The sequence below is a fragment of the Kitasatospora sp. NPDC057940 genome, assembly GCF_042887425.1.
Classification (GTDB): domain Bacteria; phylum Actinomycetota; class Actinomycetes; order Streptomycetales; family Streptomycetaceae; genus Kitasatospora.
The window spans coordinates 253,823-267,201 of sequence record NZ_JBHVPH010000004.1 but is presented as its reverse complement, the minus strand read 5'-3'; the positions used below and the strand labels follow the sequence as shown (position 1 = coordinate 267,201).

The window sequence follows — 13,379 nt, the reverse complement described above, 5'->3', positions numbered from 1 at the left end:
GGCCCGGCGGATCTCGTCCGCCGGGCCCTTCGCGTGTGGATGCGCGGAGGTGTCAGTCCTCGCCGAGGTAGGCCTTGCGGACGGACTCGTCGTGCAGGAGGTCGGCGCCCGTCCCGGAGAGGACGATGCGGCCGGTCTCCATGACGTAGCCGCGGTCGGAGAGGGAGAGGGCGGCCTGGGCGTTCTGTTCGACGAGCAGGATGGTCGTGCCGGCGGCCTTGAGCTCGATGATGGTCGCCATGATCTTCTGCATCATCAGCGGCGACAGGCCCATGGACGGCTCGTCGAGCATGAGCAGTTTGGGCTGGGACATCAGGGCCCGCCCCATGGCGAGCATCTGCTGTTCGCCGCCGGAGAGGGTGCCGGCGGCCTGGCGGCGGCGTTCTCCGAGGATGGGGAAGAGGTCGTAGGCGCGGTCGACGTCGGCGGTGATGCCGGCGGTGTCGGTGCGCAGGAAGGCGCCGAGGAGGAGGTTCTCCTCGATGGTCATGCGCGGGAAGATGTGCCGGCCTTCGGGGGAGTGGGCGAGGCCGAGGGCGACGATCTTGTGCGCGGGGACGGTGGTGAGGTCCTGGCCGTCGAAGGAGATGCGTCCGGCGGTGGGTTTGAGGAGTCCGGAGAGGGTGCGCAGGGTGGTGGTCTTGCCGGCGCCGTTGGTGCCGATGAGGGTGGTGACCTCGCCCTGGTTGACGGTGAAGCTGATGCCCTTGACGGCTTCGATCTTGCCGTAGGCGACGCGGAGGTCCTCGACCTCGAGGAGTGCGGTCACTGGTCGGTCTCCGTAACGGTCTCCGCGACTGCGGGGGTGGTGCCTTCGAGCGGGGCGCCGAGGTAGGCGGTGATGACGCGTTCGTCGTTCTGGACGGTTTCGCGGTCGCCTTCGACGATCTTCTGGCCCTGGACGAGGACGGCGGTGCGGTCGCAGAGGTTGAAGATGAAGCGCATGTCGTGCTCGATGACGAGGATCGAGACGCCCTGGTCGCGGATGGCGAAGACGAGTTCCTCGGCGGCGCGGGTCTCCTGGGGGTTCATGCCGGCGGTGGGTTCGTCGAGCAGCAGGAGGCCGGGGTCGGAGGCGAGGGCGCGGGCGATCTCCAGCTTGCGCTGTTCGCCGTAGGGGAGGTTGCGGGCGAGGTGGTCGGCCTTGTCGGCGAGGCCGGTGAAGGCGAGGAGTTCCATGGCCTTCTCGCGGCTCTCGTTCTCGGCGCGGTGGTAGCCGGGGCCGCGGAGGATGGCGGAGAAGATGCCTTCCTTGGTGCGGGTGTGGCGGCCGACGAGGACGTTCTCCAGGACGGTCATGTTGGCGAAGAGCCGGATGTTCTGGAAGGTGCGGGCGATGCCGGCCTGGGTGACGAGGTGGGGCTTGGGCGGCAGGAGGGTGCCGCGGTAGCGGACGGCGCCCTCGGTGGGGACGTAGAGGCCGGTGAGGCAGTTGAAGAAGGTGGTCTTGCCGGCGCCGTTGGGGCCGATGAGGCCGATGATCTCGCCTTCGCCGACGGTGAGGCTGACGTCGTTGACGGCGGTGAGGCCGCCGAAGCGCATGGTGACGCCGGTGACTTCGAGCAGGGGTGTGGCGGTGGTGGTCATCTGGGTGGTCACGCCCCTGCCTTGGTGAGTGCGGCGCCGTCGCCGGCGGGCTGGGCCAGGATGGCGGCCTCGTGGAACTCCAGTTGGCGGCGCCGGTTGGGGATGAGGCCCTCGGGGCGGACGCGCATCAGGATGATGAGGGCGGCGCCGAAGGCGAGCAGCTGGTAGTCGGAGAGGAATTCGAGCTTCTTGGGGATGAGGAAGAGGAGGGTGGCGCCGGCGAGGGGCCCGCTGATGGTGCCCATGCCGCCGAGGATGACGGCGGCGAGCAGGAACGCGGAGTTGGGCGGGAGGGCCTCGGCGAAGGTGTACTGGTCGGGGGTGACGGTGTAGCTGACGTGGGCCTGGACGGTGCCGGCGAGGCCGGCGAGGCAGGCGCCGAGGGCGAAGGCGAGGAGCTTGAGGCGGAAGCCGTTGATGCCCATGGCTTCGGCGGCGGTCTCGTCCTCGCGGATGGCGACCCAGGCGCGGCCGATGCGGGAGTTGCCGACCCGGGCGAAGACGAGCACGACCAGGGCGGTGACGAGGAGCATCAGCAGGTAGTAGTTGGAGAAGCGGCCGAGTTCGATGCCGGCGACGGTGTGCGGTTTGCCGAGGTCGAAGCCGAGGATCTCCAGGTCGGGGATCCGGGGGATGCCGTTGGAGCCGTTGGTGACCTTGGGGCCGGTGGTGCCGTTGAGGTTGAGCATGGTGATGCGGAAGATCTCGCCGAAGCCGAGGGTGACGATGGCGAGGTAGTCGCCGCGCAGGCGCAGCGTGGGGGCGCCGATGAGGACGCCGAAGACCATGGAGACGGCGGCGCCGGTGAGCATCGCGGCCCAGAACGGGAACTGGACGTGGATGGGGGAGGCGGGGGAGCCGGAGACCAGGGCGGCGGCGTAGGCGCCGACGCCGAGGAAGGCGACGTAGCCGAGGTCGAGCAGGCCGGCGAGGCCGACGACGATGTTGAGGCCGAGGGCGACGGTGGCGAAGATCAGGATGTTGGTGGCGACGGAGGTGTACTGGTCGCTCGTCTGGGTGAAGGGGAAGCTGGCGGCGGCGGCGAAGGCGGCGCCGGTGGTGACGGGGCGGTGCTTGACGGTCAGGGCGCGCAGCCGGGCGAGCAGGCCGGACCGGGTGAGGGCGGGGACGACGAGGGCGGCGAGCAGCAGGTAGCCGATGAAGAGTTCGCCGTACTCGGTGTCGATGCCGAAGGTGATCGCGAACAGTCCGAGGCCGAAGGCCAGGACGATGATCAGGACTTCGGCCCAGGAGGGGAGTTGGCGCGGCGCGGGCAGGGGCCGGTCGACGGTGCCCAGGCGCAGCCAGGCGTTCGCGAGGTGGCCGAGCTGGAGGAGCAGGACGACGCCGGCGGCGATGGCGAGGGCGCCCGCGAGGGCGGTCATCACGGGGGCGACGGCCTGGTCGCCGGGGATGGCGTGGGCGGCGAACCAGCCGGCGGGGGCGACGGGGACGAGCAGGAAGAGTCGCCTGTCGAGGATGCGCAGCGGGACGCGGGTGCGGCGGTCCAGGGGGAGGCCGAGGGCGCCGAGGACGGTGAGGAGGCCGCCGGCGGCGAGGATCCAGCCGCCGGCTTCGAGGTTGGCGAGGCCGCCGAGTTCGGTGGCGATGGCGGCGACGGAGAAGACGCTGACGGCGAGGGCGCCGGTGGCGGCGTAGAGGACGGCGTTGTGGCTGCGGGTGGGGGCGGCCCAGCGCAGGCCGGGGGTGCCGTGGGTGGCGAGGAGCAGGAGGAGGACGAGGAGTCCGGCGGCGAGGGCGAGCCATTGGAGGCCGGCGGGGGAGCCGGTGTAGGTGAGGTCGCCGGGGAAGTCGGAGGTCCAGGTCCAGGGGAGGGCGGCGGAGGCGGCGGTGGTGAGGGCGCCGAGGCCGGTGAGGGCGGTGGCGGCGCGGGCCGGCAGGGGGATGACCGGGGTGGTTTCGGTGGTGGTGGTCATGGTGGTCACGCCCTGTCCGCGACGCGCTCGCCGAGCAGGCCCTGGGGCCGGACGAGGAGCACGAGGATGAGGAGTACGAAGGCCCAGACGTCCTTCCAGGCGCCGCCTCCGAAGAGGTGCATGCCGGGGAGGTGCTGGATGTAGCCGGTGGCGAGGCTTTCGGCGAGGCCGAGGGCGATGCCGCCGAGCATGGCTCCGTAGATGTTGCCGATGCCGCCGAGGACGGCGGCGGTGAAGGCCTTGAGGCCGAGGATGAAGCCCATGCGGAAGTCGACCTGGCCGCTGCGCAGTCCGTAGGCGACGGCGGCGACGGCGGCGAACGCGGCGCCGATGGCGAAGGCCATGACGATGATGCGGTCGGTGTCGATGCCCATGAGCTTGGCGGTGTCGGGGTCCTGGCTGGTGGCCTGCATGGCGCGGCCGGAGCGGGTGCGGGTGACGAACCAGCCGAGGGCGAGCATGCACAGCGGGGCGGCGACGAGCAGGAAGAGGTCGCTGCGCTGGATGGTGACGGAGCCGAGGCTGAAGGGGTCGCCGGGGATCTTGGGGAAGACCCGGGCCTTCTTGGCGTCGGGGTAGAAGGAGAAGACGAGTTGCTGGAGGAAGATGGACAGCCCGATCGCGGTGATGAGGGGTGCGAGTCGGGGGGCGTTGCGCAGGGGCCGGTAGGCGAAGCGCTCGGCGGCGACGGCGGTGAGGGTGGAGACCAGGATGCCGGCGATCAGCATGAGCGGCAGGGCCAGCCACAGGGTGGTGCCGCCGGGGAGGGCGAGGTAGGCGGTCAGGGCGCCGAAGCCGCCGACCATGACGATCTCGCCGTGGGCGAAGTTGATGAGCTGGACGATGCCGTAGACCATCGTGTAGCCGATCGCGACGAGTCCGTAGAGGGCGCCGAGGATCAGGCCGTTGGCCAGCTGCTGCGGTAGGTCGTGCACCGCTGGGCCTCCGTAGTGCGTTCGGGGGTGTCCGCGTGGGTGTGGTGGATGTGGGGGCGCGCGGGGGCACTCGTGGCGCCCCCGCGCGCTGTGCTGCTGGAAGGTGGTGCGGCCGGTTCAGCGGTTGAGGTTCCGCCACTGAGGGTTCAGCCGCTGAGGGCTGAGCCGCTGGAGGTCGGGCCGCTGGAGGTTCAGCCGCTGAAGGTGCCGGTCTTCTCCACGGTCCACTTGCCGTCCTTGACGGTGTAGACGGTGAGTTGCTTGTTGGTGGTGTCGCCGAACTCGTCGAAGGAGACCTTGCCGGTGACGCCGTCGAAGGAGACCTTCTGGACGGCGTCGACGACGGCGGCGCGCGGGTTGGCGGGCAGCTTGCCGTTGTTGGCGGCGGCGACGGCCTTGACGGCCTGGATGATGGCCCAGCCGCTGTCGTAGGAGTAGCCGCCGTAGGTCTCGTAGGGGTCCTTGTAGCCGGCGGCCTTGTAGTCGGCGATGAACTTGGCGGCGGTGGGGAGTTGTTCGACGGCGCCGCCGACGGCGGTGGCGAAGTCGCCGGCGCTCTTGGGGTTGAGCTTGATGAAGTCGGCGCTCTGCATGCCGTCGCCGCCCATCAGCGGGATGTTGACGCCGGCGTCCTTGAGCTGGAGGGAGAGCGGGCCGGCGGCGGGGTACTCGCCGCCGTAGTAGACGGCTTCGGCGCCGGAGGTCTTGACCTTGGTGACGATGGCGGAGAAGTCGCGGTCGTCGGGGTTGACGTGCTCCTCGCCGACGATGCTGCCGCCCTGCTTGGTGAATTCGGCCTTGAAGGTGGCGGCGAGGCCGGCGCCGTAGGTCTTCTGGTCGTCGATGAGGAAGACCTTGGACTTCTTGGCGTCCTTGGCGAGGTACTGGGCGGCGAAGGGGCCCTGGACGGCGTCGGTGGTGGCGGTGCGGAAGTAGGTCTTGAAGGGGCGCTTCTTCTCGCCGGTGACCCACTTCTCGCCCTGGCTGAGGGCGACGCCGGTGTTGGCGGGGGAGATCTCGACGAGGTTGGCGTCGTTGAAGATCTGCTGCATCGACTGGGCGACGCTGGAGTTGAGCGGGCCGACGACGCCGAGGACGCTGTTGTCGGCGACGAGCTGGGTGGCGTTCTGCTGGCCGGGGCCGGGCTTGGCGGTGTCGTCCAGGGCCTTGACCTGGAACTTGACGCCGGGGACCTCGTTCTGCTCGTTGGCCTTCTTGACCGCGAGGTCGACGGAGTTGCGGATGCCGATGCCGATGGCGGAGAGGTCGCCGGTGAGCGGGGCGTCGATGCCGATGGTGACGGTGGTGGCGGAGCCGCTGTTGCCGCTGCCTCCGTCGGCGGACTTCTTGTCGTCGCGGGAGCCGCACGCGCTGAGGCTCAGGGCGCCGATCACGGCAATGCTCACGACAATTGCGGAACGGTGACGCACGAGGGTCCCCTTCGGTTCGGGAGGCGCCGCGCCTGAGTTGGCGGGAGCCGGGATGCGCGGAGGGCCGGGCCCAATCCGTTGGCGCGGTGACTGGCCGTGACTCTAGATGCCTCTGGGCGACTCGGGCAGTGGTGTGGCGAGGCTGTGATTCTCTTGTTATGAGCACACAGAGCACTTGTCTCAGCATGTGGTCGTTTTGGCGCGACCGATCCGCCGATGTAGGGCGTTTAGGGGCTGTTGGGGCGATGTAAGGGCCAGAAATGGGGGTTGCAGCTGGCCTGGTCGATATTCGGACGCGCATGTCCGATTCACTTGTTCCGGTCATGCCCGTCCGAATTTCGGACAACGAGGGCATGGCGAGGGAACTCCGGGCCGCCTGCGGGCCTCGGAGCGGGCCATTGCTCGGATTTCCTACTTGTTACACAGCGTTACCTGCGCGGTTTCCGGGCATGCTGCCGCGTCGGCCGCGCCCGGACATGCCGCCGCCCCCTTGTCCAGACCAACGCCTGCCCAGGGGGGCGGAAGGTCAAACAAGGGGGCGGCCAAGGGATTTGATGAACCGTCGGCACCGGGAAGGACCCCGGCGCGGGGTCAGAGGTCGCGCAGCATGCAGGTCAGCCGGCAGCTGGTGACCCGCTTGCCGGTGTCGTCGGTGATCGCGATCTCGTACGTGGCGGCGGTGCGGCCCTTGAACACCGCCGTCGCCACCCCGGTGACCAGCCCGGAGGTGGCCGAGCGGTGGTGGGTGGCGTTGAGGTCCACCCCGACCGCGTACCGGCCGGGGCCCGCGTGCAGCATCGCGCCGATCGAGCCCAGCGTCTCGGCCAGCGCCGCCGACGCGCCGCCGTGCAGCAGCCCGTACGGCTGCTGGTTGCCCTCCACCGGCATGGTGCCGACCACCCGGTCGCCGGAGGCCTCGACGATCCGGATGCCGAGCTTCTCGCCGAGGGCGCCGCCGGAGAAGGTCTGCGGGTCGACGCCGAGCTTGGCGAAGTGGTCCAGCACGTCCTGCGGGACCTTCAGGACGGGGGCCGCGTCGGGGGCCGCGTCGGTCATGGGGAACTCCTGCCGCTCGGGGATCGTCATCGTGCTGCCTGTGATCGTACGACCGTCCTACTCGGCGGTAGCGGCCGTGTCCGGGGTCGGGGCGTGTTCGGGGTCGGGGCGTGTTCGGGGCCGTGTCCGGGGTCGGGCCGTGTCGACGGGCGCCCGCGCCCCGCGCCCGACCGGCACGGCGCCCCTTTTGTCGGTGCCGGGCCATAGGATCGGTGGCCGGTAGTGGAATCGGCAGGAACGGGACGTTGACGTGGCTACGCAGAGTACGGACAAGGGCGCGACGGGTGGCGGCGGGGCCGGCCCGCGGCCCCGGCTGATGCTGCTCGACGGGCACTCGATGGCCTACCGGGCCTTCTACGCCCTGCCCGTGGAGAACTTCAACACCTCCACCGGCCAGCCCACCAACGCGGTCTACGGCTTCGCCTCGATGCTCGCCAACACCGTCCGGGACGAGCAGCCCACCCACCTCGCCGTCGCCTTCGACCTCTCCCGGCAGACCTTCCGCTCCGTCGAGTTCCCCGACTACAAGGCCAACCGCGCCAAGACGCCGGACGAGTTCCGCAGCCAGGTCCCCCTGATCGGCGAACTGCTCGACGCGATGAACGTCCCCCGGCTGACGGCCGAGGGCTTCGAGGCCGACGACATCATCGCCACCCTGGCCACCGCCGCCGAGGCGGCCGGCTACGACGTCGACATCGTCACCGGCGACCGCGACTCCCTCCAGCTGGTCACCGACCACATCACCGTCCTCTACCCGACCAAGGGCGTCTCCGAGCTCACCCGCTACACCCCGGAGAAGGTCGCCGAGAAGTACGGCGTCACCCCGCGCCAGTACCCGGACCTCGCCGCCCTGCGCGGCGACCCGTCCGACAACCTGCCCGGCATCCCCGGCGTCGGCGAGAAGACCGCCGCCAAGTGGGTCAACCAGTTCGGCTCCTTCGACGAACTCGTCTCCCGCGCCGACGAGGTGAAGGGCAAGATCGGCGAGAAGCTGCGCGAACACCTCGACTCGGTCAAGCGCAACCGCGTCCTCACCGAGCTCGTCCGCGACGTCGAACTCCCGCTCGGCGTCGGCGACCTGGCTCGCGCCCCGTTCGACAAGGCCGCCGTCGGCACGCTGATGGAGTCGCTGGAGTTCCGCAACGCCAACTTCCGCGACCGTGTCCACGGCATCGACCCGGCCGCCGGCGAGGAGGAGGCCGCGGCCGAACTCGCCCCCGGCGTCGAGGTCGACGGCGAACTCCTCACCGACCCGGGCACGCTGGCCGGCTGGCTGCGCGAGCACGCCGCCGACACCAAGGCCCCGGTCGCCCTCGCCGCCGTCTACCAGTGGGCGCTCGGCACCGGCGAGGTCACCGAAGTCGCCCTGGCCGCAGGGGAGTCCGCCGCCTGGTTCGACCCGGCGCAGCTCGCCGAGGAGGACGAGCGGGCCTTCGCCGCCTGGCTCGCCGACCCGGCCGCCCCCAAGGCCCTGCACATCGCCAAGCAGGTCATGCGGGCCTTCGCCGAGCGCGGCTGGGCCATCGAGGGCGTCGTCGCCGACACCGCCCTCGCCGCCTACCTGGAGAAGCCCGGCCGCCGCACCTTCACCCTGGAGGTGCTCGCCGAGGAGTACCTGGCCCGCTCGCTCACCCCCGCCCCCGCCACCGAGGACGGCCAACTCGCCTTCGACGCCCCGGAGGAGGACCCGGCGGCCGGCGCCCAGGCGCTCATGCTCCAGGCCCGCGCCGTCCTCGACCTCGCCGCGCTCTTCGACACCCGCCTCGCCGAGGTCGGCGCCACCGGGCTGCTGCGCGACATGGAGCTGCCGATCGCCGCCCTGCTGGCCCGGATGGAGCGCACCGGCATCGCCGCCGACCGCCCCTGGCTCACCAGCCTGGAGGCGCAGTTCGCCACCGAGATCCAGCGCGTGGTCGAGGAGGCGCACGCCGCCGCCGGGCGCGAGTTCAACCTCGGCTCGCCCAAGCAGCTCCAGGAGATCCTCTTCGGCGAGCTCGCCCTCCCCAAGACCAAGAAGATCAAGACCGGCTACACCACCGACGCCGACGCGCTCACCTGGCTCGCCACCCAGACCGACAACGAACTGCCCGTCATCCTGCTGCGCCACCGCGACCAGGCCAAGCTGCGCACCACCGTCGAGGGCCTGCTCAAGACGGTCTCGCCCAAGGGCCGCATCCACACCACCTTCAACCAGATGGTCGCCGCCACCGGCCGGCTCTCCTCGCAGGACCCGAACCTGCAGAACATCCCCGTCCGCACCGAGGAGGGCCGCGCCATCCGCCGCGCCTTCGTCGTCGGCGAGGACTACGAGTCGCTGCTCACCGCCGACTACTCGCAGATCGAACTGCGCATCATGGCCCACCTCTCCGAGGACGAGGCCCTGTTGGAGGCCTTCGCCACCGGCGAGGACCTGCACACCACCGTCGCCTCCCAGGTCTTCGAGGTCCCGGGCACCGCGGTGGACGCCGAGATGCGCCGCAAGATCAAGGCGATGTCCTACGGCCTCGCCTACGGGCTGTCCGCGTACGGGCTCTCGCAGCAGCTCGGCATCAAGCCCGGCGAGGCCCAGGGCCTGATGGACACCTACTTCGAGCGCTTCGGCGGCGTCCGCGACTACCTGCACCGGGTCGTCGACGAGGCCCGCGCCACCGGCTACACCGAGACGCTGCTCGGCCGCCGCCGCTACCTGCCGGACCTCAACAGCGACAACCGCCAGCGCCGCGAGATGGCGGAGCGGATGGCCCTCAACGCCCCGATCCAGGGCTCGGCCGCCGACATCGTCAAGATCGCCATGCTGCGGGTGGACGAGGCGCTGCGCGCCGCCGGCCTCACCTCCCGGATGCTGCTCCAGGTGCACGACGAAATCGTGCTGGAGCTGACGCCGGGCGAGCGCGAGCAGGTCGAGGCGATCGTCCGCGAGCAGATGGCCGGCGCCTACCCGCTGCGCGCCCCGCTGGACGTCTCGGTGGGCGTCGGCGCCAACTGGGAGGCCGCCGCGCACTGATCCGGCGGCGCGGTTCTCGGCGCTGCGGTTCGGCGTTGCGATTCTCGGCGGGCTCGGACACGGCTGGTGTCCGGGCCCGCCGCTACGTTTCCGCGGGCCGTCGCGCGGCGGGCGCGACGATCGGCGGTGGGCAGCGGTGGGCAGCGGTGGGCAGCGGGGGATGGCGGGGAGCCGCTTGGCGGTCCAGAATGATCTGATGGTCACGCTTGAGACTCCGCGTCTGATCCTGCGTCGCTGGCGCGAGGAGGACGTCGCGCCCATGGCTGCCGTCAATGCCGACCCCGAGGTCATGCGGTGGATCCGTGACGGCAGCGTCCGTGACGAGGATCAGACCCGCAGCGGGATCCAGGCCTGGGAGAGCGAGTGGGAGGCGCAGGGCTTCGGCCTGTTCGCCGTGGAGATCCGGTCCACCGGTGAGCTGGCCGGGTTCACCGGCCTCTCCGTCCCCGGCTTCCTGCCGGAGGTACTCCCGGCGGTCGAGGTCGGCTGGCGGCTGGGGCGCTCCCACTGGGGGCAGGGCTTGGCCACCGAGGCCGCTGCGGCCGCTGTGCGGTTCGCGTTCGAGGAGCGAGGGCTGGAGCGGACCGTCAGCATCACTCAGGTGGGCAACGACGCCTCCGAACGGATCATGACCAAACTGGGGATGCGGCTGGACCGTGAGACCGTCAGTCCCGCCGGCGGCCGGCGAGTGCGGGTGTTCGCGTTGTCGTCGGACCAGTACGCCGCAACAACCACTCGGCACTGAGCTCGGCCACCTGCTCGGCGGTCCCGCCGAGGCCCGGGAGTCAGCTGCTCACCGTCTCGGCTGCGTCGGCTACTTCGCTGCGTCCGCTACGTCGGCTACGTCCTCTACGCCCGCCACGTCGGCTACGTTCGCGCGGTGCAGGAACGCCTCGACGAGGCGGTCGGTGAAAGCCTGGTCCACGGGTTCCGCCGTCACCAGGACGCGGTGGTAGAGCGGCCCCACGAGTTGGTCGATCTCCGCCGCCATGTCGAGTCCGGCGGCGAGCTGGCCGCGTTCCACCGCGCGTTCCAGCGGGAGCCGGTCGCGTCGGCGCTGTTCGTCGAGGTACCCGGACCGCAGGGCGGCGGCGAACGCGGGATCGTGCTGGGCGTGCCCGATGAGGGCCTTGAAGACGGCGCCCGCGTCGGACCGGGTGAGGAACAGGGCCAGTTGGCGCAGGTGGGCGCGCAGGTCCGGGGCCAGGCTGCCGTGGTCCGGCGGGGTCAGGGCTTCGGCCGCGTCCTGGAGGAAGGCGTCCAGGAGGATGTCGGTCTTGGTCTTCCACCAGCGGTAGACGGTCTGCTTGGCGACGCCCGCCCGGGCGGCGATGCCCTCGATGGTGACGCCGGTGAAGCCCTTCTCGACCAAGAGGTCGTCGGCCGCCTCCAGCACCGCCTGCCGGGCCTGTTCGCTGCGGCCGTGCCGGTTGCCGTGGTGGCGCGCCGCCGGTTGCGACCCGGCCGCCGCGGCGGCCGTACTTCCTCGTTCCATGTCTGCCTCCTGGGGCCAGGGTAGGCCAGAACCGCTAGACGCAACGCAACGGTGCGTCTAGTCTAGGTCCATGACACCCACCAACACCCTCGAAGACCCCCGCGTCGCCACCGCCCTCGACCGGATGTTCCGGCATGCCGAGCAGGACGAGGAGACCAGCAGGCGGATCCGGGCGGCATGGCCCCAGGGCTCCGCGCCCCTCGGCCCGCAGGAGCGGGCCGACGCCAACGCCGAGGTCTACATGCCGATCTCCGCCCAGGGCGGCCGCCTCCTCTACAACCTGATCCGGGCCGTCCGCCCCGCCACCGTCGTCGAGTTCGGCACGTCCTTCGGCATCTCCACGCTCCACCTCGCCGCCGCGGTGCGCGACAACGGGACGGGGCGGGTCATCAGTACGGAACTGAGCGCCGTCAAGGCCGCGGCCGCCCGCCGGACGTTCGCCGAGACGGGGCTGGACGACCTGATCACCGTCCTCGAAGGAGACGCCCGCGACACCCTCGCCGCAATCGACGGCTCCGCGGACTTCGTCCTCCTCGACGGCTGGAAGGACCTGTGCCTGCCCGTCCTGCGACTCCTCGAACCCCGCCTCGCGCCCGGCACCCTCGTCGTCGCCGACGACGTCGACCTGGAGGCCCTCGCCCCCTACCTCGACTACGTCCGCGACCCCCGCAACGGCTACCAGAGCGTCACGTTCCCCGTGGAGGACGGAATGGAGATCAGCTGCCGCCTCTAGACCCGCTAGGCCCGCTAGACCCGTGTGACGTCGTGATCAGGTGTGGGCACCGCCTTCTTCGTGGGGGCGGGACCCGGCAGTGGGACACCGGTCACGCGGTACCTCCGGACGGACGGGACTCCGTCGGGTCGCCGGGGTCGAGGAACCGGCGGACGTCCGAGGCGAGACCGGCCAGCTGTTCCCCGGCCTCCAGCCACGTGGTGACCGAGGCCTCCCAGGGGGAGTCCCGACCGATCCGGGGCCGGACGGTCCAGGTGAGGCCGACATGGCCCCCCGGGCGGAAGACGGCCCGCAGGGCGAGGCGGTGGGTGCGCCAGGTGCGCTCCGCCTCCCAGCCCCGGTAGTCGGCGGCCAACTCGTCGAGGAAGTCGGCCGGATGGTCCGGGCCCCAGGCCCAGGCGGTGACCGAGTCGAGCCGGGCCCGGAGGCCTTCGGCGTGCAGTTCCACGGCGAAGCCGGTGCCGTGCTCGTCCGGGAAGTGGCGGTCGGTGAGCCTGACCCGGGTGGCCGGGTCGTTCCGGCAGCGGACGTCGACGGCCGGCGAGTCGGTGGGGTCGGTGGGATCGGTGGGGTCGGCGGGGTCGGTGTCCTGGTCGTTCATCCGCCGGACGATAGACGGCGCGGTGCCGGAAGTCATCGTGATTTCGGCCCGGTGCGATCGCGTGGGCGGAGCCGGTCGCCGTCGGCCGGCGGCCCGCAGGGCCGGCCCCGGGAAAAGGACGCGCGCCACTGCGCCCCGCCAGGCGATCATGGCTGCCATGACGGATGCAACCGGACCGGAGCCGCTGGGCGTGTGCCTCGTGGCCAATGTCGCCCAGGAGACCGCTCACGGCGAAGGCGGGGCGGAGATCCGCAAGGGGCTGCGGCACTTCGCGCCGGGGGCGAAGGTGTGGATCGCGCCGCCGGCCTGGGGCGACGGCGGTGACTGCGTCATCGTGGCCGGACGTCATCGGGGCAACAGCCGTCGCTACGTGCGGATCGTGATCAAGAGTCGGTTCCTGGTGAACTTCCGGGTCCATGCCGTCTACAGCCCGGCGCTGGTGCGCGCGTTGACGGAGGCGGGACCGGGCGAGGAGAAGGAGTTCGGCGCCCGCTTCCTGTGGGACCCGGAGCAGGCGGAGAGCTGGGCGCGATCCCGGAACGCGTCGAGGGCGGGCTGAGACCGGCCTGAGCTCGGCGAAGCCGGCGCGCCGGTGGGGCGG

The 13,379-nt window shown here is 71.2% G+C and carries 12 protein-coding genes; 4 read left to right on the top strand and 8 right to left on the bottom strand.

The features are described from left to right. Positions 1–52: 52 nt before the first annotated feature. The 6 genes from ACFVTF_RS09525 to ACFVTF_RS09500 form a co-directional block, all read right to left on the bottom strand. A complete protein-coding gene (locus tag ACFVTF_RS09525; RefSeq protein WP_387811331.1) occupies positions 53–769 on the bottom strand; it encodes an ABC transporter ATP-binding protein in 717 nt (238 codons plus the stop codon). After that, positions 766–1,587, bottom strand: coding sequence for an ABC transporter ATP-binding protein (locus ACFVTF_RS09520; RefSeq protein ID WP_363588927.1), 822 nt, complete (start codon positions 1,585–1,587; stop codon positions 766–768). The genes ACFVTF_RS09525 and ACFVTF_RS09520 overlap by 4 nt, the downstream gene beginning before the upstream one ends. Positions 1,588–1,595: 8 nt before the next feature. Further along, positions 1,596–3,524, bottom strand: a complete 1,929-nt coding sequence (locus tag ACFVTF_RS09515; RefSeq protein WP_387811689.1) for a branched-chain amino acid ABC transporter permease — start codon at positions 3,522–3,524, stop codon at positions 1,596–1,598. A gap of 5 nt (positions 3,525–3,529) precedes the next feature. After that, positions 3,530–4,459, bottom strand: a complete 930-nt coding sequence (locus ACFVTF_RS09510) for a branched-chain amino acid ABC transporter permease (protein ID WP_371516573.1) — start codon at positions 4,457–4,459, stop codon at positions 3,530–3,532. Positions 4,460–4,650: 191 nt separating this feature from the next. Next, entirely contained in the window at positions 4,651–5,889 is a 1,239-nt protein-coding gene (locus tag ACFVTF_RS09505; RefSeq protein ID WP_371516572.1) for a branched-chain amino acid ABC transporter substrate-binding protein, read from the bottom strand. Between the two features lie 591 nt (positions 5,890–6,480). Continuing rightward, the gene (locus ACFVTF_RS09500; RefSeq protein ID WP_363368771.1) at positions 6,481–6,945 is read right to left on the bottom strand and encodes a hotdog fold thioesterase; all 465 of its coding nucleotides are present in this window, start codon (positions 6,943–6,945) and stop codon (positions 6,481–6,483) included. A gap of 316 nt (positions 6,946–7,261) precedes the next feature. Between ACFVTF_RS09500 and polA the strand changes: the two genes are divergently transcribed. Then, positions 7,262–9,949 carry a DNA polymerase I gene (polA, locus tag ACFVTF_RS09495; RefSeq protein WP_387811686.1) on the top strand — a complete coding sequence of 896 codons (2,688 nt, stop codon included), beginning with the start codon at positions 7,262–7,264 and terminating at the stop codon, positions 9,947–9,949. Positions 9,950–10,145: 196 nt separating this feature from the next. Further along, complete coding sequence (locus tag ACFVTF_RS09490) at positions 10,146–10,694, top strand: GNAT family N-acetyltransferase (RefSeq protein WP_387811683.1); 549 nt, start codon at positions 10,146–10,148, stop codon at positions 10,692–10,694. A 69-nt stretch (positions 10,695–10,763) separates the two neighbouring features. On the opposite strand, the gene ACFVTF_RS09485 is transcribed toward ACFVTF_RS09490, so the two are convergent. Continuing rightward, positions 10,764–11,444: a TetR/AcrR family transcriptional regulator gene (locus ACFVTF_RS09485; RefSeq protein WP_387811327.1), complete on the bottom strand. Its 681-nt coding sequence runs from the start codon at positions 11,442–11,444 to the stop codon at positions 10,764–10,766. A gap of 70 nt (positions 11,445–11,514) precedes the next feature. Between ACFVTF_RS09485 and ACFVTF_RS09480 the strand changes: the two genes are divergently transcribed. Then, positions 11,515–12,177, top strand: a complete 663-nt coding sequence (locus ACFVTF_RS09480) for an O-methyltransferase (protein ID WP_387811324.1) — start codon at positions 11,515–11,517, stop codon at positions 12,175–12,177. Between the two features lie 91 nt (positions 12,178–12,268). Here ACFVTF_RS09480 and ACFVTF_RS09475 read toward each other — a convergent pair whose 3' ends face one another. Further along, positions 12,269–12,778 carry a DUF6228 family protein gene (locus tag ACFVTF_RS09475; RefSeq protein ID WP_387811322.1) on the bottom strand — a complete coding sequence of 170 codons (510 nt, stop codon included), beginning with the start codon at positions 12,776–12,778 and terminating at the stop codon, positions 12,269–12,271. 157 nt (positions 12,779–12,935) lie between these two features. Here ACFVTF_RS09475 and ACFVTF_RS09470 point away from each other — a divergent pair, with 157 nt between their 5' ends. Beyond that, entirely contained in the window at positions 12,936–13,337 is a 402-nt protein-coding gene (locus ACFVTF_RS09470; protein WP_387811319.1) for a hypothetical protein, read from the top strand. Positions 13,338–13,379 lie beyond the last annotated feature (42 nt).